This window comes from Allobosea sp. LjRoot9 (assembly GCF_964252745.1).
Taxonomy (GTDB): domain Bacteria; phylum Pseudomonadota; class Alphaproteobacteria; order Rhizobiales; family Beijerinckiaceae; genus Allobosea.
In genome coordinates this window covers 202,223-226,043 of sequence record NZ_CAXUPC020000003.1, presented here as the reverse complement: position 1 = coordinate 226,043, position 23,821 = coordinate 202,223, and the positions used below count along the sequence as shown (strand labels likewise).

Annotated in this window: 20 protein-coding genes; 3 read left to right on the top strand and 17 right to left on the bottom strand. The window is 65.5% G+C overall.

Annotated features, from left to right (window positions below):
- Position 1: 1 nt before the first annotated feature.
- Positions 2 to 1,432 (top strand): MmgE/PrpD family protein, encoded by a 1,431-nt coding sequence (locus ACSQ3P_RS15550; protein WP_436166453.1) that lies wholly within the window; start codon positions 2 to 4, stop codon positions 1,430 to 1,432.
- 57 nt (positions 1,433 to 1,489) lie between these two features.
- On the opposite strand, the gene ACSQ3P_RS15545 is transcribed toward ACSQ3P_RS15550, so the two are convergent.
- From ACSQ3P_RS15545 to ACSQ3P_RS15495, 11 genes are read right to left on the bottom strand one after another with little or no spacing between them, the layout of a single operon-like run.
- Positions 1,490 to 2,911, bottom strand: a complete 1,422-nt coding sequence (locus ACSQ3P_RS15545; RefSeq protein WP_436166452.1) for an FAD-binding oxidoreductase — start codon at positions 2,909 to 2,911, stop codon at positions 1,490 to 1,492.
- Between the two features lie 5 nt (positions 2,912 to 2,916).
- Entirely contained in the window at positions 2,917 to 4,008 is a 1,092-nt protein-coding gene (locus tag ACSQ3P_RS15540) for an ABC transporter ATP-binding protein (protein ID WP_436166451.1), read from the bottom strand.
- Between the two features lie 29 nt (positions 4,009 to 4,037).
- Positions 4,038 to 4,808 carry an SDR family NAD(P)-dependent oxidoreductase gene (locus tag ACSQ3P_RS15535; RefSeq protein WP_436166450.1) on the bottom strand — a complete coding sequence of 257 codons (771 nt, stop codon included), beginning with the start codon at positions 4,806 to 4,808 and terminating at the stop codon, positions 4,038 to 4,040.
- 17 nt (positions 4,809 to 4,825) lie between these two features.
- Entirely contained in the window at positions 4,826 to 6,394 is a 1,569-nt protein-coding gene (locus tag ACSQ3P_RS15530; RefSeq protein ID WP_436166449.1) for an AMP-binding protein, read from the bottom strand.
- Between the two features lie 7 nt (positions 6,395 to 6,401).
- Positions 6,402 to 7,475 (bottom strand): hypothetical protein, encoded by a 1,074-nt coding sequence (locus tag ACSQ3P_RS15525; RefSeq protein WP_436166448.1) that lies wholly within the window; start codon positions 7,473 to 7,475, stop codon positions 6,402 to 6,404.
- 37 nt (positions 7,476 to 7,512) lie between these two features.
- Positions 7,513 to 8,331: an ABC transporter permease gene (locus ACSQ3P_RS15520; protein ID WP_436166447.1), complete on the bottom strand. Its 819-nt coding sequence runs from the start codon at positions 8,329 to 8,331 to the stop codon at positions 7,513 to 7,515.
- 4 nt (positions 8,332 to 8,335) lie between these two features.
- The gene (locus ACSQ3P_RS15515; protein ID WP_436166446.1) at positions 8,336 to 9,172 is read right to left on the bottom strand and encodes an ABC transporter permease; all 837 of its coding nucleotides are present in this window, start codon (positions 9,170 to 9,172) and stop codon (positions 8,336 to 8,338) included.
- A 50-nt stretch (positions 9,173 to 9,222) separates the two neighbouring features.
- Complete coding sequence (locus ACSQ3P_RS15510) at positions 9,223 to 10,296, bottom strand: ABC transporter substrate-binding protein (protein WP_436166445.1); 1,074 nt, start codon at positions 10,294 to 10,296, stop codon at positions 9,223 to 9,225.
- 41 nt (positions 10,297 to 10,337) lie between these two features.
- Positions 10,338 to 11,267 carry a 4-hydroxy-tetrahydrodipicolinate synthase gene (dapA, locus tag ACSQ3P_RS15505; protein ID WP_436166444.1) on the bottom strand — a complete coding sequence of 310 codons (930 nt, stop codon included), beginning with the start codon at positions 11,265 to 11,267 and terminating at the stop codon, positions 10,338 to 10,340.
- Entirely contained in the window at positions 11,264 to 13,003 is a 1,740-nt protein-coding gene (locus ACSQ3P_RS15500; protein WP_436166443.1) for a hydantoinase B/oxoprolinase family protein, read from the bottom strand. The genes dapA and ACSQ3P_RS15500 overlap by 4 nt, the downstream gene beginning before the upstream one ends.
- On the bottom strand, positions 13,000 to 15,030 hold the full coding sequence (locus tag ACSQ3P_RS15495; RefSeq protein WP_436166442.1) for a hydantoinase/oxoprolinase family protein: 2,031 nt from the start codon (positions 15,028 to 15,030) through the stop codon (positions 13,000 to 13,002). Before ACSQ3P_RS15495 ends, ACSQ3P_RS15500 begins: the two co-directional genes overlap by 4 nt.
- 102 nt (positions 15,031 to 15,132) lie before the next feature.
- Between ACSQ3P_RS15495 and ACSQ3P_RS15490 the strand changes: the two genes are divergently transcribed.
- Together ACSQ3P_RS15490 and ACSQ3P_RS15485 are read left to right on the top strand one after the other, a co-directional pair.
- Positions 15,133 to 15,855, top strand: coding sequence for a GntR family transcriptional regulator (locus ACSQ3P_RS15490; RefSeq protein WP_436166441.1), 723 nt, complete (start codon positions 15,133 to 15,135; stop codon positions 15,853 to 15,855).
- A gap of 59 nt (positions 15,856 to 15,914) precedes the next feature.
- Positions 15,915 to 16,946, top strand: coding sequence for a DUF2891 domain-containing protein (locus ACSQ3P_RS15485; protein ID WP_436166440.1), 1,032 nt, complete (start codon positions 15,915 to 15,917; stop codon positions 16,944 to 16,946).
- Between the two features lie 15 nt (positions 16,947 to 16,961).
- On the opposite strand, the gene ACSQ3P_RS15480 is transcribed toward ACSQ3P_RS15485, so the two are convergent.
- The 6 genes from ACSQ3P_RS15480 to ACSQ3P_RS15455 all read right to left on the bottom strand — a co-directional run bounded on the left by ACSQ3P_RS15480 (position 16,962) and on the right by ACSQ3P_RS15455 (position 23,652).
- Positions 16,962 to 17,726, bottom strand: a complete 765-nt coding sequence (locus ACSQ3P_RS15480; RefSeq protein WP_436166439.1) for an SDR family NAD(P)-dependent oxidoreductase — start codon at positions 17,724 to 17,726, stop codon at positions 16,962 to 16,964.
- A 49-nt stretch (positions 17,727 to 17,775) separates the two neighbouring features.
- The gene (locus ACSQ3P_RS15475) at positions 17,776 to 18,663 is read right to left on the bottom strand and encodes a carbohydrate ABC transporter permease (RefSeq protein ID WP_436166438.1); all 888 of its coding nucleotides are present in this window, start codon (positions 18,661 to 18,663) and stop codon (positions 17,776 to 17,778) included.
- Between the two features lies 1 nt (position 18,664).
- Complete coding sequence (locus ACSQ3P_RS15470; protein WP_436166437.1) at positions 18,665 to 19,660, bottom strand: carbohydrate ABC transporter permease; 996 nt, start codon at positions 19,658 to 19,660, stop codon at positions 18,665 to 18,667.
- Positions 19,661 to 19,667: 7 nt separating this feature from the next.
- Positions 19,668 to 20,906, bottom strand: coding sequence for an ABC transporter substrate-binding protein (locus tag ACSQ3P_RS15465; protein WP_436166436.1), 1,239 nt, complete (start codon positions 20,904 to 20,906; stop codon positions 19,668 to 19,670).
- A gap of 148 nt (positions 20,907 to 21,054) precedes the next feature.
- Complete coding sequence (locus tag ACSQ3P_RS15460; protein ID WP_436166435.1) at positions 21,055 to 22,461, bottom strand: hypothetical protein; 1,407 nt, start codon at positions 22,459 to 22,461, stop codon at positions 21,055 to 21,057.
- Positions 22,462 to 22,746: 285 nt separating this feature from the next.
- Positions 22,747 to 23,652, bottom strand: coding sequence for a PfkB family carbohydrate kinase (locus tag ACSQ3P_RS15455; RefSeq protein WP_436166434.1), 906 nt, complete (start codon positions 23,650 to 23,652; stop codon positions 22,747 to 22,749).
- Positions 23,653 to 23,821 lie beyond the last annotated feature (169 nt).

The window sequence follows — 23,821 nt, the reverse complement described above, 5'->3', positions numbered from 1 at the left end:
CGTGAGCGCAGCCGCCAGCGACATCACCCGCCAAGCTCTCCACTTCATCGAAACCACCAGCTATGCCGACCTCTCGCCTGAGGCTTTACGGATAGGACGACGCTGCATCGTCGATGCGCTCGGCCTCTATCTCGCGGGCAGTCGCGAGCATTCGGTCGAAATCCTCATCGCTGACGCCCTCGAACAGGGCGGGCGGGCCGATGCGCCACTGCCAGCGACCGGCGCTCGCCGCGTGCCGGCAGCCCTCGCTGCCCGTGTCTGGGGCACCGCCGGCCATGCGCATGACTGGGACGACACGCAGGTCTCGCACGATCCGGCCCATATCTACGGGCTGCTCACGCATCCGACCATTCCGCCGTTGACGGCGGCCCTGGTCATGGCGGAGCGGCTCGGCATCCGCGACGGCAAGGCGGTGATGCTGGCCTTCCAGCTCGGCTTCGAGGTCGAGTGCAAGATCTCGGAATGGATGACGCCACGGCACTACAGGCGCGGCCATCATACCAGCGGCACGGTCGGGACGTTCGGTGCCTGTGTCGCCGCCGCCCACCTTCTGGGCCTGTCGGGAGACCGGCTCGCCCATGCGCTCGGAATGGCGGCGAGCTTCGCCGCCGGCATCCGCTGCAATTTCGGCACGATGACCAAGCCGCTGCATGTCGGGCGAGCCTGCGAGAACGGCGTCACCGCCGCACTTCTCGCTGCGCGCGGCTTCGACGCCGACCCCACGGCGCTGGACGGGCCCTGGGGCTTTTTCTCGGTGATGGGGGAAGGCTTCGATGCGCAGAAGGTCAAGGAAGGCTTCGGTCGGCGGCTCACGATCGAGAACCCGGGAATCTCGATCAAGCCCTACCCGTCCGGCATCCTGACGCATCAATCCATGGATGCGATGCTGAAGCTCGTCCTCGATCACGACCTGAAACCGGAGCAGGTGGAGCGCGTGCGCTTCTTCGCCGGCAAGAACATCATCGAACCGATCCGCTATCCGATCGCCAGGAACCATCTGCAGGCCAAATTCTCCATGCCGGCGCTGCTGGCGATGATCGTGCTGTGCCGGCGCGCCAGCCATCACGAATTCGAGGACGCCTTCGTGGCCGGAGAGGCGATGCAGGACCTGCAGGCGCGCACCGATGTGATCAACGATCCCGAGATCGACGCCAAAGGCTACGACCTCATCCGCTCACGCATCGAGGTCCAGACAAGGGACGGGCGCACCCTCGTGCAATGGGCCGACGAGCGCTATCGCGGCGGCCCGCTGAATCCGATCAGCGACGCCGATCTCGACGGCAAGTTCCGGATGTGCGCCGAGGGCGTACTCGACAACGCGGCGCAGGACGAGATCCTGGCGCTGACTCGAAGCTTCGATACCGGCGCCGATCTGGCACGCCTGATGGCCCTGATGACCGGGACCGCGCAGCCCGTCTATTCTGCCGCCTGACGAGTCCCGCGCAGGATCCGTCCGGCTGCGTCGCACTCATTGCCGGCGCTCAGACAGTCATTGGCGGGGTAGAACCCGACCTGGATTCATCAGCTCATCCGGGTCGAGAAGGCCCTTGATCCGCTGCATCAGCAAAAGCTCGACCGGCGGCTTGTAGCGCGCCATCTCGCCGAGATGGATCGAGCCGATGCCGTGCTCGGCGCTGAAGGTGCCGCCGAGATCGGCGGCGATGTCGTAGAGCAGATGCCCGACCGCCCGGGTCGCGCCCGGCTTGTCTGCCATTGCGCCCCAATCGGCATGGCTGAACATCGCGATGTAATGCAGATTGCCATCGCCGAGATGGCCGACAACGATCGGCACCGCCTGCGGAAACGCAGAGGCGAGCGCGGTCTCCGCACGACGTACGAAGTGCGGAATGCGCGCGGGCGGCACGGCGATGTCGTGCGTCAGGCCCATGCCTTCCCTGACATTGGCCTCGGTGACATTGTGGCGCAGATGCCAGAGCTGCTGGCGCTGGCGCTCGCTGGTCGCGATGGTCGCATCCGTCACGGAGCCTGCGGCCATCGGTTCTTCCAGAAGCGCAGTCAGGCGGTCGCAGACCACCGCCTCGCTCTCCGCCCCCGCGATCTCGACGAGCACATACCAGGGCGCTTCGCTCGACAAGGGGTGTGCCGTGCCTGGGATATGCCGCACGACCAGTGCGAGTTCGCTCTCGGACATCAGTTCGACCGCAGAGACGGCGCCGGGAAACTCGGTCTGCAGCGCCTGCGCCAACGCCGCCGCCGTCTCGATCGAGCCGACTGCGATCAGGGCGGTGACACTGTGGCGCGGCAGCGGGAAAAGCTTCAGGGCCGCAGCCGTGACGATGCCGAGCGTACCTTCGGAACCGATGAAGAGGTTCTTGAGATCGTAGCCGCTGTTGTTCTTGCGCAGCGTGCGCAACCCGTTCCAGACCGTGCCGTCCGGCAGGACTGCCTCGATGCCGAGGACGAGGTCGCGCATGTTGCCGTAGCGGACGACCGCCGTGCCGCCGGCATTGGTCGCGATATTGCCTCCGATCTGGCACGAGCCCTCGGCGCCGAGGCTCATTGGGAACAGCCGCTCCGCTGCCAGTGCCGCCTCCTGCACATTCGCCAGGACGCAGCCGGCCTGCACCAGCATCGCATTATCCTGCGGGTCGACGGACAGGATGCGGTTCATCCGGCGGAGATTGACGACGATGCCACCCCCAGAAGTATCCGGCACCGAGCCACCGCAGACGCTGGTGTTGCCGCCTTGCGGATAGATCGAAATCCGATCGCGGCCGCAGAGGCTGACGATCGCGGCGACGGCCTCCGTCGATCCCGGCAGCGCGATGGCGAGGGCTTGTCCCTGATGGCGTTTGCGCCAGTCGATCAGATGCGGCTGCATCGCAACCGGCTCATCCAGGACAAGCGTGTCCGGAATGGCCTTGAGCGCGGCCAGAAAGCTCTCGGACATCAGGCTCACCCGTTCAGCACAATGACGTCGCCATCATCCCAGGCGACATGCAGCCGGTCGCCCGCCTTGACGCGCAATGCGGCGCGTTCGGAGATATTCTTCGCAACGAAGCTCGCTCCGTTCGCCGCGCGGATCGTCAAACGTGTCATGCCGCCGACGAAGGAGACATGATCGACCGCGCCCGAGAGCGTGTTGACGCCGTCGGGCGGCGTCTGCTCCGCCGCCACGATCCTGAGCTTCTCCGGCCGGACGAGGACCTTGGCCCCGGATTTCGTCGTGGCCGCCGGCCGGAACGTCGTACCGTCTGCAGCCCGCAGCAACCCGGTTCCGGCAGGCATGACGTCGAAGAGGTTGGACTCGCCGATGAATTGGGCCGCGAAGAGGTTGGCCGGCTCGAAATAGAGCTGCTCCGGCGTGCCGATCTGAGAGACACGGCCGCCCTCCATCAGACACACCGTGTCCGACAGGTTCAGCGCCTCTTCCTGATCATGTGTGACATAGATGATCGTGGTGCCGAGTTCGGTGTGGAGGCGCTTGATCTCCTCCTGCATCTGGTCGCGCATGTTCTTGTCAAGCGCACCGAGAGGCTCGTCCATCAGGATGATCTTGGGCGAGTAAACGATGCAGCGCGCGATGCCGACGCGCTGCTGCTGCCCACCGGAAAGCTGGCGCGGCTTGCGCGCCTCGAAACCGGTCAGGCCGACGCGGGCCAGCACGTCGCGCACCTTGCTCGCGATCTCGCTTTTGGGCAGTCCGCGGATCTTCAAGGGATAGGCGACATTGTCGAAGACGCTCATATGCGGCATCAGCGCATAGTTCTGGAACACCATGCCGATGCCGCGCTCACGTGCCGGCTGCTCGGTCACGTCCCGGCCATCGAGCAGGATGCGGCCGGAGCTCGCCGCCACGGCCCCGGAGATCAGGTTCAGGATGGTGCTCTTGCCCGAGCCGCTGGGCCCGAGCAGCGTCAGGAACTCGCCCCGGCGAACCGAGATCTCCGTCCTGTGCAGGGCGGTGAAATCGCCATAGGCCTTGCTGAGACCTTCGAGCCTGATGATCGGCTCGGCCTCCGGCGGAGGGACTGCGCTCATGGTCATGACAGGCGCCTCCATAACCTCGACCGCGCTCATGCCGGCACCGGGACGGTATAGGCGAGCGGCAATCTCCCGCCATCGGCATAGATGGTCTGGCCCGTCATGTAGCTCGACGCATCGCTCGCGAGGAAGACGGCGACCTTCGCGATCTCTTCCGGCTGCCCGAGACGCCCCATCGGGGTGCGGGCCAGGATGTTGCTCAGCGCATCGGGATTGGTGTTGACGATCTGGGCGAGCAGTTCGGTCTCGATGCTGCCCGGCCCGATGCCGTTGACGCGGATACCGTGCTTGGCGAGGCCGAGCGCCATCACGGCAGTGAGCTGGTTCAACCCGCCCTTGCTGACCGCATAGGGCACGATATGGGGGCTGCAGACCACGGCGTTGATCGAGCTCATATTGATGATGACGCCCCGGCGGCCCTGCGCGACCATCTTGCGCGCGCTCGCCTGGCCAATCAGGAAGCCACCCTTGAGGTTGACGCGCAGGACGCGATCGAAATCCGCTTCCGTGATCTCGAGGATCTCGGCGTTCTGGTTGATGCCGGCATTGCTGACGGCGATGTCGAGGCCGCCGAACCAGTCGCAGGTCGTCTCGATCAATCGGGCCACGTCCTCGGCCGAGCCGACATCGCAATGACTGTAGCGGCAGCGGTTGCCAAGCTCGCGGGCGAGCCCGGCGCCGCGCTCGTCCTGAACGTCGGCGATCACGACATTGGCGCCCTGCGCGACGAATTCGCGCGCGATCGCGGCGCCTATGCCCTGCGCGGCGCCGGTGACGATGGCTGTCTTGTTTTCAAGCTGCATGATGGTCTCGGATGGCCTCAGAGGTTCGCCGGCGCCCGCTCGCGGTCGAAGCAGCCATCGTCGACGGCTTTCGAGAGGAACTGCTTCTGGATGCGCTGGGTCGGCGTCTTCAGGAATTCGTCGACGAAGGCGACGAAACGGGGGATCTGGAAGCTGGCAAGCCGCGGCTGGCACCAGAGCAGGAGATCGGCGGCGCTGAGCTGCTGATCCGGCTTGAGCTTGACGAAGAGCTTGAGATCCTCGTCGGCGAGTTCGTTGGTCACGCCGATCAGGGCGCTTTCCTCGACGGCGGGGTGATCGTTGATCACCCGCTCGACCTCCCAGGCCGAGATGTTCTCGCCGCGGCGACGCAGGCTGTCCTTCTTGCGTCCGAGGAAGAAAATGAAGCCGTCCTCGTCGCGATAAGCGAGATCGCCGGTATAGAGCCAACCGTCGCGGATTGTTGTTGCGGTCGTCTCCGGGTCCTTGTGATAGCGGGCGACCATCACGCCGGGCTCGTTCTGGGCGACCCGGATCTCCCCGACCTCGCGCGGCTTCGCCACGGCGCCGCTGTCGTCGACGATCTCGACCTCGAAATAATCGACCGCCTTGCCGATCGAGCCCAGCTTGCCCTCGGTGTTGATGGTGCTGAAGCTCGAGGTCTCGGTCATGCCGTAGCCCTCGCGGATCTGCATCCCGAAGCGCTCTTCGAACTCCCGCCAGATGCCGACCGGGCAGCCGCCACCCCAGGCGATCATAGCCCCGTGACTGCGGTCATCCGGCGATGGCGGCTGCTTCAGCAGGAGCTGGAGCACGCCGCCGACGAAGTGCACATGGGTCGCACCGTATTCGCGCACCTCGCCCCAGAAACGCGAGGCGCTGAAGCGCGGCACCAGCGCAAGCGTGACCGGCACCATCAGCGACAGCACCAGCACCTCGCTGCCGAAGACGTGGTAGATCGGGTCCCAGAAATGCAGCACGCTGCCGGGGCGGATATCACCGATCCAGATCGAGCCGAGCGCCGATGCGCGCAGCATCCGGTCCGTCATCTCGACGCCCTTGGCGGGGCCCGTCGTGCCGGACGTGTAGAGGATGGTGCGCAAGTCGTCGTCGCGCAGGTCGATGCCTGGATTGCTCGCGTCGAGATCGGACAGGACATCGGCGAGCGGCGTGCCAACGCCCGCGCGCCCGCGCCAAAGCTGGGCGATGGCGGGCCGCTCCGCCAGGATGGGGTCGAGGCTCCCCGCGTATTCGGCATCCGCGATTATCAGCACTGGCGCGGCGTGATCGACGATATAGGCGAGGCCCGGTCCCTTGAGGTTGACGTTGATCGGAACCTGAACCGCGCCGAGCTTCATCAGGGCGAAGACAATCGTGATGTGGTCGAGATGATGCCCGAGCATCACCGCGATATGCGCGCCCTTGACCACGCCGAGAGCGGCAAGACCATGTGCCGCGCGGTTGATGCGGGCGTTGAGCCCGGCGCAGGTCACGACATCGTCACCCTGCCGGCAGAAGACATGCTCCGGCCGCGTCTCGGCGCAGCGCTCGAGCAGGAGCGGCACCGTCTCGGCCTCGGAGAACCAGGCTGTCTGCTTGCGCGTCATAGCCGCCTCACCAGAGCCAGCGCTCCTCGTCCGACAGCGTCCAGGTCTCGGTCTGGCTGCCGGCGTCGAAGTGCCTGCTGATCGCGACATGCCCGTTGCGCAAGCGCGTCATCATTGCGAAGAGGGCGAAAACCGCCTCGCGAAGGCCGTCATCGGCCTCATGCGCGAAGGGCAGGAAGCCACGGATGCGCAGCACGGCCCGGTCGGCCTGCGCCGCGTCGAGACTGCAGTCGTTGCGGAATGCACGCAGGATCGCGGCGAAGCTCGCGGCGATCGCGGCGGGCGAAGCGCCCTCCTCGCCGCTCGCCTTGGCAAGGTCGGGGCCGAACTGCACCGCCAGCAGCCTCATGCCGGTCGCAACCAGATCACGCGCCGCCGGCGCGCCGAAGAGTCGGTGCATGATCTCGATCGTGTGCTGCACATAATCGACGCCGTAGCTGTAGCTGCCCTTGAGCCAGCGCGCCTCCGGCCAGATCGCCGGATCGAGCTTGGGCGCCCTGTCCGGATCGAACTCCGGCGAGCGCTCGACATGCTCGACGCGGAAACGCTCTTCCGGGGCAAGGTCGTGGTCGTATTCCTGGAAATAGCCCTCATCATAGGGATGCCCTTCGGCGACGAACTTCGTCGCCACCCAGCCAAGCCGCGGGCAGCCCAGGAGCCCGCCATTGCGAGGGTGCCAGGTCGAGAGGATGGTCCGGCGCACCGAGGTCGGCACCGTCAGCGCCGCGATGCCGGGATAAGTGCCCCAGGGCGAGAGATAGCGGATCCAGACCTTCTTCGGCGTCTCCTCGATCAGCTGCATGTTCAGGCCGCCGATCGAGTTGCTGAAGTAGTGGTACTTGGCCGCGGCGAGCGCCGGAGGGTCGTTCTGGATGCCGAGCTTGACCAGCGCCGCCTGGAAGCGAACCTTCTGCTCAGAGGACAGGAGCGTCGACCAGATCTCGTTCAGAGCCTTCTCGCCGCGCTCGCGGTAGCAGATCGCCGTCAGCCCCGAGACCATGATCCAGGCGAATTTGTTGGCAAGCGCGATCCTGGCGCGCAGCGCCGCGATGTCCTCTTCGCCATAGGCAATTGTGTTCATGGCCTGTCGATCCTTGCGAGATTGGGGCGCTGGGCCGTCACTGCCCCGGCGTGCCCGAGCGCTGCAGAGCCGCGGTCAGCATGCAGACGACAAAGGAGAGCACGGTCAGCATCGTCGAGACCGCGGCGATGACCGGCGAGATCTCCCACTGGATGCTGGAATACATCTTCACCGGCAGCGTCGTGGTCGTGGCCGAGACGAGGAACCAGGAGATCACCACCTCGTCGAAGGAGATCAGGAAGGCGAAGAGCCCGCCGGCCAGGATCGAGGGCATGAGCTGCGGCAGCACCACCGTCGCGAACATGCGGTAGCGACCGGCGCCCATCAGCGTCGCGCCGAATTCGAGATTGGGATCGAGCTTCTGGACGCCGGCCGCGACCATGACGATGACGAAGGGCGTCACATAGATAGTGTGGCCGAGCACCAGCGCGAGCGTCGATCCGGTCAGGCGGATATAGGAGAAATACAGATAGAGCCCGAGCGCCATGACGATGGCGGGGATGACGAGCGGGCTCATCAGCAAGAGCGTGATCGCCTTCTTGCCGGGGAAGTCATGGCGGACGATGCCATAGGCGGCGGGCACGGCCGTCGCCAGCGCCAGGAGCGTGGTGAGGCAGGCAATCTTCAGGCTCTGCAGCAACGGACCCGTCCAGGCCGCCGAGGAGAAGAAGATCTGGTAGAGTTCGAATGAGAACTCCCGCGGGGGAAAGCGCACCTCGTGCTGCGTCCCGAACGAGACCGGGATCACGATCAGGCTCGGCACCAGCATGAAGGCATAGACCAGACAGGCGAGCGCCGTGCCGAACCGGCGATAGCGGCGCTTGAGCGGATCCTTCAGGTCGAATGCGTTGGACATCGCCTCAGGCCTTCCCGGCAAGCTGGTTGCGGCGCATCCACAGGGCCGGAGCGGAGAGCAGGACGACCATCGCGAGCAGCAGCACGCCGATCGCCGCCGCCATGTTCCAGTCGAGCGTCTCGCGCGTGTAGAAGTCGACGAGATTGGCGAGCATCACGTCCTGGCGCCCGCCGAGCAGCGCGGGGATGACGAAGAAGCCGAGCGACATCACCATCACGCTGGAGACGCCCGCCACGATGCCGGGAAGGCTGAGCGGCAGGGTGATGGTGAAGAAGATGCGCATCGGCCGCGCGCTCATGATGTCGGCGGCGCGATACAGCGCCGGGTCGATCGCGAGCAGGCTCGCCAGCACGGGGAAGACGATGAAGGGCGTCAGATAGTTGGTCATGCCGACCATGACGCCGAAGCGGTTGAGGATCATCGGCAGTGCAACCTGCGTGCCGAATACCCAGCTCAAGACCAGATTGATCACGCCCTCGCGGCCGAGGATCACGGTGAAGGCGTAGCTCTTGACCAGGATGCTGGTCCAGAATGGCAGCAGCACCAGCACCATATAGACGGCACGCCGGCGCGGCGGCTGGCGCGCCAGATGCAGCGCCACGACATAGCCGAGGAGAAGGCTGATCAGCGAGGCCGAGACGCTGATCTCCAGCGTCGTGTAGAGCGAGCGCCTGAACAGAGTGCTCGTCAACAGGTTCTCGAAGGCCTCGAGCGACAGCGCGGCGCCACCGAGGCTGGTGTAGAGAATGAACAGCAGCGGCACCGCCGCGATCGCCAGCGACACGATGGCCGCCGGCGAGACGAAAGCGGCAGCGGCCCGCGAACTCTCCGCGCCGGTCATGTTTGGCCAGTCATGTTTGGGGTCCGGTCACGTTGCGCGATATCGGGGGCTCAGCTGAGCACCCACTCCTTGAAGCGGCGGCTGAGCTTGTCGAAATTGGCCGACCACCACATTTCGTCCATGATCAGGTTCTGGTCCGACTCCATGTTCGGCAACCATTTGCGCGTCTCGGCCGACAACATCGGCAGGGCCTTCTTGCTGACCGGCGTATTGCCCAGGAGCTCCATGGTCGCCGCCTGCCGGGCTGGCTGCAGCGCATAGGAGACGAACTTCATGGCATTCTCCTTGTTCGGCGCGTTCTTCAGGACGGCGAGATACTCCAGCCCGTTCAGCGTCTGCGCAAAAGAGAAGGCCATCCCCGCCCCGGTCGCGCCGGTCGTCTTGACGCGCGAGGCGTAGGAGTAGCTGAAATCGACCTCGTTGGTCTGCAACAGCGTGATCGTCTGCGGGGTCGAATCGACCCATTTGGCGACGCTGGGCTTGATCCGGTCGAGCGCCTTGAAGGCGCGCTCGACATCGAGCGGATACAGCTTGGAGGGCGGCACGCCGTCGGCCAGCAACGCGGCCTCCAGCGTCTCGCTCGGCCGGTTACGGAAGGTACGCCGGCCGGGAAAGGTCTTGGTGTCGAAATATTCGGCGAAGTTCTTGGGATATTTGCCCTCGGGATGGCGCTTGGGATCATAGGCGATGCCGCCGGCGAAGGTGTAGAAGGGTACGAGATCCTTCGTCGCCGGGACCGACAGGTCCGACGCATCGAACAGCGAGGGGCTGAGCGGCTCCCAATAGCCTTCCTTAGAACCGCCGGTGCCCATCGCGCCCGGCGCGTCGAAGACGTCCCATTCGACATTGCCGGTCGTGACCTGCGCCTTCACCTTGGCAAGGTCGGGCGTGTCGATCACCGTGACGTTGATGCCCGTCTCCGCCATGAACGGCTTGATCAGCCCCTCCTCGACCGAGCTGCGATAGGTTCCGCCCCAGGTGACGAAGACGAGGTTCTTCGACTGCGCCTGCGCGCGGCCGTTTCGCAGCACGAAGGGTGCAGCGATGCCGAGAGCAGCGCCACCGGTCAGCAAGCGGCGGCGCGACGGGCGGATCAGGCCAGACTTGGTTTCATATTCCGACATGGTAGTCCCCTCTTTGTTGCGTTCGCCGTCGAGGACGAACGTCAGGCTGCGTCAGACTTCAAAGCTGCGAAGGCCCTCTCGCGCTCCAGCGTTGCCGGAATAGCGTCCGCAAGCAGGCCGCGTGTCTCGTCGCTGACCGGCAGGAGCGGTGGCAGCACCTCGCCGGCCGGAAAGCCGAACATCGTCAGCGCCGCCTTGATCGGCCCCGGATTATGCTCGCGATAGAGCGTGTTGATCGTCGGCATTATCTCGGCATGAAGCGTCTTGGCCTCGTCCATGCGCCCGCTCGACGCCAGCCGGTACAGCTGCGCCCAGATCCGCGGGAACAGGCAGGATGTCGCCAGGAGGCCGCCGCGCGCACCCATCGCGACATGCAGCGGAAAGACGTTTTCCTCGCCGGTCAGGATCGAGATCTCCGCGCCAGCGAGTTCCATGGCGCGGACTTGAACTGCAAGATCCTGGTTGCAGGCCTTCATCGCGACGATGCGCGTCTGCCGCGCCAGCGCATCGACCGTCTCCGGCTTCAGCGCGATGCCCGTCCGGTACGGGATTTCATAGAGCATCAGATCGGCGTCGACCGCGTCCGACAGCTTCTTGAAGTAGTCGACGATCCCGTCCTGGGTCGGCCGCGCATAATAGGGCGTCACCACGAGAAGCGCGTTGGCGCCGGCGGCCGCGAATTCGCGGCAGGTCGCGATCGTCTCGCCATAACCGGCCGAGAGCACGCCCGGGACGACCGGCACGCGGCCGCCCACCGCTTCGAGCGTGGCGTCGAGCATCTGGCGGCGCTGCCTGGGCGTTAGCGAGACATATTCGCCGGTGCCGCCGACAGGCGCGAGACCGTCAGTGCCCTCAGTGACGAGATGTTCGGCCAGCTTGCGTACGGCCGCGCCATCGACATCGCCGGAGGCAGTGAGCGGCGTCGGCGTCGCCGTGATGATGCCGTGATAAGCCTTGGCCGCCGCCTTCATGACGTGATCTCCATATCGGCGGACTGCCGCGAACCCGTCGCCGCGCTGTCCTGCTCCTGATGCTGCGTCCCATAATACCGCGCAACGAAAGCGGCTGAGCATTTGCCCGAGGCCACGTCCTCGGCGATTGCAGCCGCTGCGCGCTCCAACGGCAGGCCGTAGCCGCCCGCGCCCGGTGTCTCGACCGAAACGGAGGCGTCCGGCGCAAGCTTCATGCCCGTGAGCTTGCTGGCGAGCGGCGCCTCTGACCCATCGGCCCGATGCAAGCGGAACCGGCCTGGACGGCCCGGCTCGCCACCGAAGACGCCAGGAGGCGCGTGACGGAACCGCTCGCCAACGCCGGAGAATTCGCAGACATGCCCGACGGGGCGAACGACACGCCTGAGGCCGAGACCGCCGCGATGGGTCCCCGCGCCGCCGGAGTCGGGCACCAGCGCGTATTCCTCGACTCGCAGCGGGTACTCCATCTCGATCGCCTCGACCGGCAGGTTCGAGGTGTTGGTGATGTGGACCTGCACGCCGTCCTTGCCGTCGCGGTCATTGCGGCCGCCCATGCCGCCGCCCAGCGTTTCCAGATAGACATAGGGCTGGCCAGTCACCGGATCGGCGCCGGAGAAGACCATGCTGGTATTGGCGCCGTTGGCGCAGCCGATCGCGCGCTCCGGCAGCACGCCCGACAATGCGCCGAGCACGACATCGATGACGCGCTGGCAGGTGTTGGCGCGCAGCGCGACCGCGGCGGGCGCGACACAGTTCACGATTGTGCCGGCCGGCGCGACGATCTCGAAGGCCTGGATCACACCCTCATTATTGGGCATCGACGGATCGAGCAGCGCCTTCAGCGCATAACAGACCGAAGACCTCACCGCGTTCAGCGTCAGGTTGATATTGCCCGCGACCTGCGGCGAGGACCCCGTGAAATCGAACAGCGCATCGCCGCCGCGCTTGCGCAGGGTCAGGGCAATCAGCACGTCGGATTGGCCGGCGCCGTCATCGTCCATGACGTCGGACCACGACCAGTCACCATCTGGCAGCGCCGCGATCGCGGCGCGCATCCGGCCGCGGCTGCGCTCGATGATTTCGTCGAAGGTGCCGCGCACGAGCGCAACCCCATAGCGGCCGCAGAGGTCGCGCATGCGCTCGACACCAAGCCGGCAGGCCGCGATCTGCGCGTTCAGATCGCCCTTGCGCTCCGTCGGCAGGCGCATATTGAGCAGCAGCAGGTCGAGGACGTCGCGAACCGGTTCGCCTTCGCGATAGAGGCGCACGACCGGAATCCGCAAGCCTTCCTGGTAGATCTCGGTCAGGCCGCCGGACATCGAACCGCGCGCCGCCCCGCCGACATCGGCGTGATGGGCGATGTTGCAGACGAAGGCCAGAAGCTTGCCCTCGACGAAGACCGGAGCGGCGAGGTTGATGTCGGGCAGATGCGTGCCGCCGGCGACATGGGGATCGTTGCCGACGAAGATGTCGCCGGGATGGATATCCCCGGCGAAACGCTCCTGCAGGATCGCGACGAGCCCGCTCATCGAGGCGAGATGGATCGGCAGCGCGTTCTCGGCCTGGACGACGAGTCGACCGGAGGCATCGAGGACCGCGACGGAATGATCGTGGCGCTCCTTGATATTGGTCGAGAAGGCCGAGCGCTGGATCGTCAGGAAGCACTCATCCGTGGTCGAGCGCAGGCCGTTCCAGACGATCTCCAGGGTGATCGGGTCGAGCTTGGCGGCCGTCACGGCTGAAACTCCATGATGATGTTGTGGGCCTCGTCGACCTCGGCCGACCAGCGCGGCGGCACCACCGTGGTCGAGTCGAACTGCGTGATGATCGCCGGCCCCGCGAGGCGCGCGCCGGGTTCGAGCGTCGAGCGATCGACGACCACGGCCTCGATCGGGGCGGAGGCGTCGAACCAGGCGCTGACCGTTACCCGCTCCAGCGCGGTCCCCGCCGTCTTCAAATGAGGAGCGGCCCTGCCCTCCTCGATGAGACGCGCCTTCATCCGGACATTGACGATCTCGATGGCGGCGGCTGGATCGCAATGCCCGTATTTCGCCTGATGCGTCGCAAGGAAACGCTCGCGCAGTCGCGCGACCGGCGGCAGGCGATCGCTCTCGTCGAGCAGCACGGAGAGTTCGTAATTCTGGCCGACATAGCGCATGTCGAGCGTGGTGAAGAGAGACAGATGGCCTGCTGCGGCGCTCGCGGCGTTCCAAGCCCAGGCCTGCCCGTTCAAGCGCCCGACCGCCTCAGTCACGGAGGACAGCTCGCCGTCGAGCCCGACGCGGCAGGTCGCGACGAAGCTCTCCTGCACATCCGACATGGCGACGCCCTCGGCGCAAAGGATGCCCGGCGACAAGGGCACCAGGATCCTGCGGATTGAAAGCTCCTCCGCCACATCCGCCGCATGCAAGCCGCCGGCCCCACCAAAGGGCATCAGCGTGAAATCGCGCGGATCGTAGCCTCTTTCGACCGAGATCGCCCGGATCGCGCGCACCATGTTCGAGACGCAGATGCGCACGATGCCCAGCGCCGTCTCTTGCAGGCCGAGCCCCAGCGTCTCGGCGAGCGGCGCGATGACGCGCTCGGAAGCCTCCTTGTCGAGCGTCATGCCGCCGCCGACCAGCGTCTGCGGCAAACGCCCGAGCAGGGTATTGGCGTCGGAGACCGTCGGCAGCGTGCCGCCGCGGCCATAGCAGGCAGGGCCCGGCACGGCGCCTGCGCTAGCTGGCCCGACCTTGAGCAGGCCGTCAGGGCCGACATGGGCGATCGAGCCGCCACCGGCGCCAACCGTATTGATGTCGATCGAGGGCAGGCGCACCGGGAATTCCGCGATGTCACGGCCATAGGTCATGGCCGCCGCGCCATTCTCGATCAGGCAGACATCCGTGCTCGTCCCGCCGATGTCGAGCGTGATCAGATTGGCCTCACCGGAACGCGCCGCCACCGCCACCGCGCCAACGACGCCGGCGGCTGGGCCTGAGAGCGCGGTGCGGATGGGCAATTCGCCTGCCCGCTCGATCGCCATCAGCCCTCCGGCGGATTGGCTGATACCGATGGCGGCGTTACCGGCCCGGCTTTCGAGCGCCTCCGCGAGCCGCGCCATGTAGCGCGACACCTTGGGCTGGAGATAGGCGTTGAGCACCGTCGTCGAGAAGCGCTCATACTCACGGAACTCCGGCTGCACCTCGCAAGAGAGCGAAATGTGCAGATTCGGCATCCGAGCGCGCAGCGCCCGGCCGATCCTGCGCTCATGCTCGGGGTTCAGGAACGAGAACAACAGGCAGACGGCGCAGCAATCGGCGCCGGAGGCGGCAACCGCATCCACCACCGCCGCGATCTCAGCCTGATCGAGCACTGTTACGACCTCGCCGCGCGAGCCGATCCGCTCACGGACCTCAAAGCGCAATTGCCGCGGCACGACAGGCGCCGGCGCGTCAGCCTTGAGGTCATAGATCTTCGGCCGAACCTGCCGCCCGATCTCGATCAGGTCGCGGAAACCCGTCGTCGTGATCATCGCGACCTTGCCGCCGCTGCGCTCGATCAGGGCATTGGTCGCGACCGTGGTGCCATGGGCGAAGCGCGACACCTCTTCGGCGGCAAGCCCGCAGCGCTCCCCCAGTGCAGCGAGCCCCGCCAGAATGGCGCGAGAGGGATCGTCCGGCGTCGAGGGCAGCTTGTGGACGAAGACGTCGAGAGTCGACGCGTTCAGCAGATAGAAGTCGGTGAAAGTGCCCCCGACATCGACGCCGACCGTCCAACCCATTGCCGCCCTCCCATTTGGATACTGAAATTATCCAATTTGGACACATTGTCAATTCGAGCCGTGTCTGTTTATTCGACGGAGCGTGAGAAGCGGGAGACAGCGATGAGCTTGGCGGTTGGTTCCGAGACGGCCGTTCGCAACGGCGACCGCGTCTATGAGGATTTGCGACAGCGCATCCTGTCGCTCGAACTCGTGCCCGGAACGGTCTTCGACGAGGCGCGCATCGTCGGCGAGCTCGGAATTTCGCGCACACCAGTGCGCGAGGCGGTGATCCGCTTGGTCTCGGAGGGGCTGCTGCGCCGGGACGGCCGCCAGATCCGCGTCTCATCCTTCGAGGTCAGCCAGCTTCGCCCCTTCTTCGAGGCCAACAGGCTGTTGTCGCGCACGCTGCATCGCCTGGCAGCAATCCGCCGGACGCCGGCCCAGCTCGAACGGATCCGCGCGGAAATGCTCGCCTTCGAGGAAAGCCTCACGAGCGGCGGCGATGCCATCATGAACGAGGCCAATTACCGCTTCCACAAGGAGATCGCGGAGGCGGCCGATTCCTCCTTCCTGGAGCGGACCTATTCCGACATCCAGCTCGAGGCGATGCGCCTCTCCCGCCAATGCTTCGATATGGGCGACAACACGGCCGATCAGTTCCAGGCCCACATCACCCAGATCGTCACCGACCATCGCGAGATCTTCCGCGCCATCGAGCAGCGCAGCCCCGATGACGCCGACGCGCTCGCCTCGCGGCACTCCGACCTCTTCCGCGACCGCGTCGCCCGCCAGCTCCTCGGCCCTCCCAGCGAAGCGAGCCTGGTCAATCTCGCCGAGGTCTAGAGCTATTGAACGATCCAACGGAAACGGAAACCGCTCCAGCCTCGCCAAGGAGACACAGCATGCCGACAGAACCCCGTGAGCTGACCGCCGAGATCGCCGAACGCTTCGCCCGGATCGCGCTTGGCCATGTCGGGCGCGAATATCCCAACAAGCCCGACCATGTGCTCGCCGGACCGCAGGATGCGCGCACGCCGCGCGAGCTGCACCCCGTCTTCTACGGCAGCTTCGACTGGCACTCCTGCGTCCACAGCTACTGGCTGCTCGCCCGGGTGCTGCGACGCTTTCCGGACACAGCCGCGGCCATCGAGATCACGACGCTGTTCGACGCGCAGTTCACCGCGGAGAAGATCGCCGCCGAATGCGACTATCTCGCTCAGCCGACGGCGCGCGGCTTCAAGCGCCCCTATGGCTGGGCCTGGTTGCTGAAGCTCGCAGCCGAGCTCTCCGCGCTGCCGAACCGGGATTGGTCCGTCAGGCTCGCCCCGCTCGCCGAGGCCTTCGCCCAGCGCTTCCGCGACTTCCTGCCGCTCGCAACCTATCCGGTCCGGGTCGGCACGCATTTCAACACCGCCTTCGGCCTGAGGATGGCGGCCGATTATGCGCAGGCGACACAGGATGCCGCGCTCTCCGCGCTGCTGCGCGAGACCGGCCTGCGCTGGTATGGCGAGGACGTCGACTGCCCGGCCTGGGGCGAGCCGAGCGGCGACGATTTCCAGTCCTCGGCGCTGATCGAGGCCGAATGCATGCGCCGCCTGCTGGCGCCGGAGGCGTTCCTGCCCTGGCTCGCGCGTTTCCTGCCGCGCATCGAGACCCAGCAGCCCCGGACCTTGTTCGAGCCTGCCTCCGTAAGCGATCGCAGCGACGGCAAGATCGCCCATCTCGACGGTCTCAATCTCAGCCGGGCCTGGTGCTGGCGCTCGCTGGCGGCCAGCTTGCCTGCCGATGACCCGCGCCATCAGGTGGCATTGGAGGCGGCACAGCGCCATCTCGCGGCCGGGCTGCCGCATATCGCCGGTGACTATATGGGCGAGCACTGGCTCGCGACCTTCGCCTTGCTGGCGCTCGAGGCTGGCACACCGACGGCCAGTTGAGCCGGCGCAAGCAGGCTACGGCATCAGCTGGCCGCCATTGACCTCCAGCACCTGGCCGGTGACGTAGCCGCTGAGTTCCCCCGAGGCCAGAAAGAGAAAAGCGCCGACGCAGTCATCCGAGGTGCCGACGCGGCCCATCGGCACCGTTCGGCGCATCGCCTCGATCTGTTCGGCATTCGAATAGCGTTCGTGGAAGGGCGTATCGATCACGCCGGGCGCCACGGCGTTGACCCGGATCCTGGATGGCACGAGCTCGCGGGCCATGCCCTTGGTGAAGGCGCTGACGAAGCCCTTCGAGGCGCCGTACAGGATGGCGCCGCCGCCGCCGCCATTGCGGGCGGCGATCGAGGTCACGTTGATGATCGAGCTGCCACCATCGCCCGGCATCAATGGCGCAACCTCGCGGGTCATGGAGAAGACCGACCAGCAGTTGAGGCGCATCACTTTGTCGTAATGCTCATCGTCCATTTCGGTCGTCACGACCCGGCCGAGCATGCCGCCGGCATTGTTGATGAGAACGTCGATGCGGCCGAAATGCGCCATCGTCCGGGCGGCCAGCGCCTTGACGTCCTCCTGCTTCGTCACATCGCCTGGCACGGCCAGACCGTCGCCGCCCTCGCGCTTGATCTCGTCGAGCACGGCCATCGCCGCATCGCGGCTGGCATTGTAGTGCACGACGACCTTGGCGCCGTGCCGGGCAAAGCCCTTGGCGACCGCCGCGCCGATGCCGGTACTCGCGCCCGTGACGAGAACGACCTTGCCTTTCAGGTCGGAGATCATGCTGTGCTCCTCGATCGGTGGAAATGGCGGATATCGCGGACCGCGAGCGTCACGAGGTCAGCGCGCCCGCGGTCATGCCCTGCACCATGAAACGCTGCAGGAAGATGAAGGCGATGACGAGCGGCAGGCTCGCCAGGACCGAAAACGCCATCATCGTGTTCCACTCCGTGACGAACTCGGCCATCAGGCTGTAGATCGCCATGGTCAGCACCCGGTTTTCCCAGGATTCGATCAGCACGACCGCGAAGAGGAACTCGTTCCAGGCGAGCAGGAAGGTGTAAAGGCCAGCCCCGATGAAGGCCGGGTAGGACATCGGGATCAGCGTGCGGAAGATTGCCCCCAGCCGCGAGCAGCCATCGACCATGGCCGCCTCCTCGATGTCGCGGGGAATGTTGAGGAAGTAGCTGCGCAACATCAGGATGCAGAAGGGTAGCGTGAAGGTGAGATAGACGATCACCAGCGAGGTGCGCGTGTCGTACAGCCCCAGCGTGATGAAGATCCGGAAATAGGGGATGCAGAGCAGCACCAGCGGAAACATCTGCGTCGTGATCAGGAACATCAGCACGGCGCGCTGGCCGATGAACTTGAAGCGGGCGAGCGCATAGGCCGCCATGGCGCCGAGTACGAGCGACAGCCCCGTCACCATCAACGAGACCATCATGGTGTTGAGGAAGACGACGAGGAACTTCTTGTTGGAGAAGATCTTCTCATAGCCCTGCAGGGTGAAGACCTGCGGGATCCAGTCCGGCGGCATCTTCATCACCTCGATGTTCGGGCGCACCGACACCGTGACCATCCAGGCCAGCGGAAAGAAGATCACGATGATGGCGAGGATGAGCAGCCCATAGGCGAGCGCGTTGAGCAGCCGCTCGCGATTCCGCTGGCCAAGATGATAGGGCGAGATCGCTTGTGGCAGCGTTGCCGTGCGTGTGCGCATGTCAGCTCACATTTCTCATGGTCCGGCGCACATAGATCGCGCTGACGGTGAAAAGGACGACGAACATCACCACAGCCTCCGCCGAGGCGTAGCCGAAGCGCAGCTTCTGGAAGCCGTCGAAATAGATCGCGCTGGCGAGCACTTCCGACGCATGCGCCGGGCCGCCGCCGGTCATCACGAAGACCGGATCGAAGGCGCGGAAACTCCAGATCGAGTCGAGCAGGACGATCGTGGTGATCACCCCGCGCAGTTGCGGCAGTGTGATGTGCCAGAACTGGCGCGGCAATGACGCACCGTCGATCTCGGCGGCCTCATAGAGCTGTTTCGGCACCGCTTGCAGGCCAGCCAGCAGCATCACCATGAAGAAGGGAAAGGCGCGCCAGACATTCATCGCCGTGACCGAGCCCAGAGCGGTCGAGGGATCGCCGAGCCAGGAGACCGAGGCGTTGGCATCGATCAGGCCGACCGAGACGAGAAGCCCGTTGAAGACGCCGAAAGGCGCCAGCATCAAGACCCAGATCATGCCGGCGACCGTCGGCGCCAAGAGCCAGGGCACGATCAGCAATCCGCGCGCGAGCGTGCGGAAGGTGTCGTTGATCTGCATGTTGAGCAGCAGCGCCAGCGCCAGGCCGATGGCAAGATGAAGCACCACGCTGAACACCGTGAAGATCACGGTCTGGCCGAAGGACCTCCAGAACAGCGGGTCTTGCAGCAAGGCGGCATAGTTCCCGAAGCCGACCCAGGTCTCGCGCTGCAGGTTGCTGTCGTGGAAGCTCAATCGGATGACGTCGACGAGCGGGTAGATCAGCAGCGCGACCAGAATGAGCAAGGCCGGCCACAGGAACGAATAGGCCAGGATCTCCTCACGATATCGCCGCCTGAGCGAGAGCATCGTCCACCGACCGATGCCGGACCGGCCGCCTGTACGGGACAGGCTGGCCGGCTTGTGAGCTGTGACCAGGCGCGACGGCGGCGCGCCCGTGTGCAGGACTGTCACCTCGCACCTACTTGGCCGAGGCCAGGATCTTGGTCCACTCGGCCGCCGCGTCGTCGAGCGCCTGCTTGGCGGACTTCTTGCCCTGCACGACGTTCTGCACCTCCGTCGTCATGATCTTGTTCATCTGGACGGCGTTGGGCATGACGAGGAAGGGCGACTCGGCATTGGAGCGGCCCATCTGGGTGACGAAGGCCTGGAATTCCTTGCGCTCCTTGAACCAGTCCTGATTGGCGACATCGGTCCGGGCCGGGAAGGCGCCGGTGCCCTTGGCCCACATCTCGATGCCCCTGGGACCCGACATCCAGCTGATGAAGGCCCAGGCGGCCTCCTTGTCCTGCGCCTGGCTCGACAATGTGTTGAGCGAACCGCGGACCATGGTTCCGGCCGCCTTGCCCGTCGGTAGCGGCGCGATCTCATAGTTCAGCTTGGGGTTGAGCTGCTTCTGGATCGCGATGCCCCAGGGCCCCTCGAGCATCATCGCGACATTGCCCGAGGCGAAATTGGCGCGCTTCTCCTTCTCGCCATTGCTGAGCACGCCGGGGACAGAGATCTTGTCCTTGTTGATGCGCTCGACATACCACTCGACCGCAGCCACGCCTTCGGGACTGTTGAAGACGGCCTTGTTCGTGGTCGCGTCGATGAGCTTCGCGCCGGCCTGGAGCATGAGCGGGTAAATCTCATAGGTCATGTTCGTCGGCGGCTCACCCTGCAGCGTGCCGGTGATGGCGAACTGGCGCTTGTCGGGATTGGTCAGCTTGCGCGCCATCTCCGCGAACTCGTCCCAGGTCTTGGGAGGGCCCGAAAGACCGGCCGCCTTGAACAGATCGGTGTTCCAGAACAGCGCGACGGCGCCGCTCTCGACGGGCAGATAGAACTGCTTGCCGCGCCAGGCCTGGTGGAAGGTCTTCGGGATGTTATCCCAGAATTCCTTGGGCTCCTTCGCGATCCGCTCATCGAGCGCATCGATCATGCCGAGATCGGCGAACTCCGCCACCCAGTCGACCTGGACCATCAGCACGTCGGGCAGCTTCTTGGCCTGATGCTGGACGATGGCGCGGTCGTGGAAGCCGGTGAAGGGCGCATCGACCGGCACGAGCTTGATGCCGGGATTGTCCTTCTCGAAGGCGGCCTTGAGTTCGGACATGAACTTCTCGCCGACCTCGGTGCCCTTCCACTGCCCCCAGCGAACCTCCTTCTGCTGAGCCTGGGACGAGGTGGGCAAGGTGAGCAGGGAAGCGAGTGTCATTGCCGCGAGCGCCAGCAATGATGACCTACGGTGCAGGTACATAAGCGTCCTCCTCGTTTTTTGTTGGTCGTTTCCTCGGTGTTTTCTTTGAAGCTGGCGGCTTCGCTTTTTGCGGCCGCTCTTGTCGTCGTCGGTATCGCGCCGCCTTTTACTCCGCGGCGATCCTGTCGAGCGTGTCGGGCAAGGGCGGCGCGATCTTGGTCAGGCTGGCGTTGTCGAGGACGAGTTGCGAGGTGTCGCCGACATTCATCCAGGTGAACATGTTGCGGAACATGCCCTGCAGCGACGCCATGACCTCCTCGCCGATGGGCTCCGGCAAGGCCCAGAACCGGGCCTTCATCACCTTCCAGGCCTTCTTGCGCGTGTTGTAGAGGAATTGCAGGTCGTTCTCGCCCTGCTGCCGCTCATTGGCATGATGGGCAAAGGTGTAATCCCGGATCTCGCCGGCAATCGCCTTCGGCAGTTTCGGATGGTCGAAGATCAGGTTGGTGAAGCCCAGCGCGAGATGGATCTCGATGGCACCGGTACCTGGAAACTTCGCGAGCTGGTGGCCGGGCAGCGTCGAGGCGCCATGCTGAACGGCGCCGCCCATGCCGAATTCCGCACGGCAGATATCCGAGATCGTCTTCAGCAATTCGTAGTCGACATTGACATCGGCGAGCTTGCCGTCCGGCTGCATCTTGCCGCCGTGATAGGTGCCGGAGTTGATGCTGATCTTGCTGACGGGGGCCAGCGCCTTGCCCCGGGCCGCAAGCTCCTCGCGATAGACCGCCATGAACTCGTGCAGTTCCTCGGGCGTGGTGTTCTCGTGGCCGACCTCGCCGATCTCGGCGCCAAGCGAGATGGTGACTCCGTCGGGTTCGATGCCGCGCACGAATTGCGTGAAATGCGCGGTCAGCTCCGCGTTCAGGCGCTGCTGCTCGCGCACCGTCGGTAGCGAGAGATCAACGACGGTCGAGGCGTCGATATCGATGCTGTAGAAGCCGGCGGCGACCTGCTCGCGCATGATCCCTTCCAGCCTGCGGATTTCCGCCGCGCTATCCCTGAGATAGGCGCTGGCGTTGACCTGGTCATGGTCGGCCTGGAGGAAGACCGGGCCCTGATGGCCTTCACGCAGGGCTGCAGCCAGCACGCCTGCGGTATATTCGGCCGGCGGCTGGGCGGCGTAGATCGCCTCCCCCACCGCCTGCTCGAAGATGAACAGCTTGGCATCCATCTCCCGGGCGGCACGAAACACGGCGCGGCAGGTATGGTAGGTCCAGCCGCGAAGGTTCATGGCCGGAACGGTCTTGCCCTGCCATTTGCCCGCGGCACGCGCGAGATAGAGCTCCTGCACCGAAGCCGGCACGATGCCCGCCACCAGCGCCACCTGCCGTATCGCCCAGACCGCGAAGGCGCGCGCCTCGGGCTCGGCCAGCGCCGCCGTCTCCGCCCAGCGATCGATCATCTCCGCAGGCGGCCGCTGCGCTTTCGAAAAATCGGGCGAGGCGGCGGACAAATCGACCTTGAGGGTCCTGAGATCGTCGGCGAGTTCGGCGAGCGAAGAGCAGCCCATGAGTGACACCTTCTCGGATTATCTTCGAAATCGAAAATTCTGATGCGAAACCCCGTTGCAGTGACGCCTAGCCGAACAGGAGCACATGACCGCTCGATCAACCCGAATTATACTCGGAACGGCGAATGCCCTTCCGTTTCAGCTTCGTCGTGCCTTCGGCGCGCGATTCGGTGCTCGTCGTCGGCATAGAGCTGGCCACCTCCCGACATCACGCTCCTTTTGCTTTCGCGCGTCCATGATGCATTTCAATTTCGATATCGCAACTATTGTTTTCGTTTTCGACGATCATGCAGCCACCTCAGCCGCCATGAGGGAAGCAACGGCCGCTCGATCCGCCATGCCGTTCCAGCCGTGCGCGCGTTCGCCCTTCAAGGCCGCTGCGGCCGTCGCAAAGCGGGCGGCCTCGAGAGGGGGCATGCCCTCGCCGAGCCCGAGTGCATAGGCGCCATGGAAGACATCGCCGCATCCGGTCGTATCAGCGACGACGACTGAGAAGGACGGCACGCAGACGATCTCGCCGTCCAGCAGCCACAGGCTGCCGGCGGCGCCGCGCGTCACGGCAAAGACCTTGCCGGGCTCGCTTGCGCAGCGGCGCAACAATTCGTCGGGCGCGCCTTCGCCGGCGAAGTCCCGCAAGCCTTCGCTCGAGAACACGACATGGTCGGCCTTGGCGACGAGGCGCTCATTATCCGCCGGCGTGCCGCCATCCGCGTCGAGGACAGTCGGGATGCCGGCCGCTCGCGCGCGGTCGAGCGCGATCTCGGCGCCCGCCGGCCATCGGCTGTCGACCAGCACCACGGCGACATCATCGAGCGGATCGGCCGGCAATACGGCCGGATCGGGCGGCAGGCTGCGCCGATCCGAGACGATGCTGCGCTCGCCGCGGCCATCGACGAGAACGATGGCGCGCAGGGTGCGACAGTCCCGGATCATCGCCACGCCGGCGCAATCGACGCCGTGCCCGCTCATGATGTGGATGGCCGCCTCGCCCGCCGCATCGGCGCCGACCCGCCCCCAATAGGAGGCGACGCCGCCGAGATTGCAGATCGCGACGGCAGCAGTCGCCGCCGGGCCGCCGAAGCGCGATTGGTAGTCCAGGACGCCGGTCTTGATGCCCGAGGCGGGCAAGGCATCGACCTGGAAGACCTCGTCATGAACGAGATTGCCGACGCAGACGATCCTGCGCTTCATGGCAGGCTCGGCCGGCAGCGAACCACGAAACTTTGCGGGCCAATTGCCGCCACGCGCGGCGGCCGGCTGTTGCGCTGTATGCCAATACGGGCCGGCGCCGGAGCGGCCAGCTTGCACCGATCTTCAGGCATGTTTCTTCCCGTGGCGTTTTTTGTTGGCGGCTCTCAGC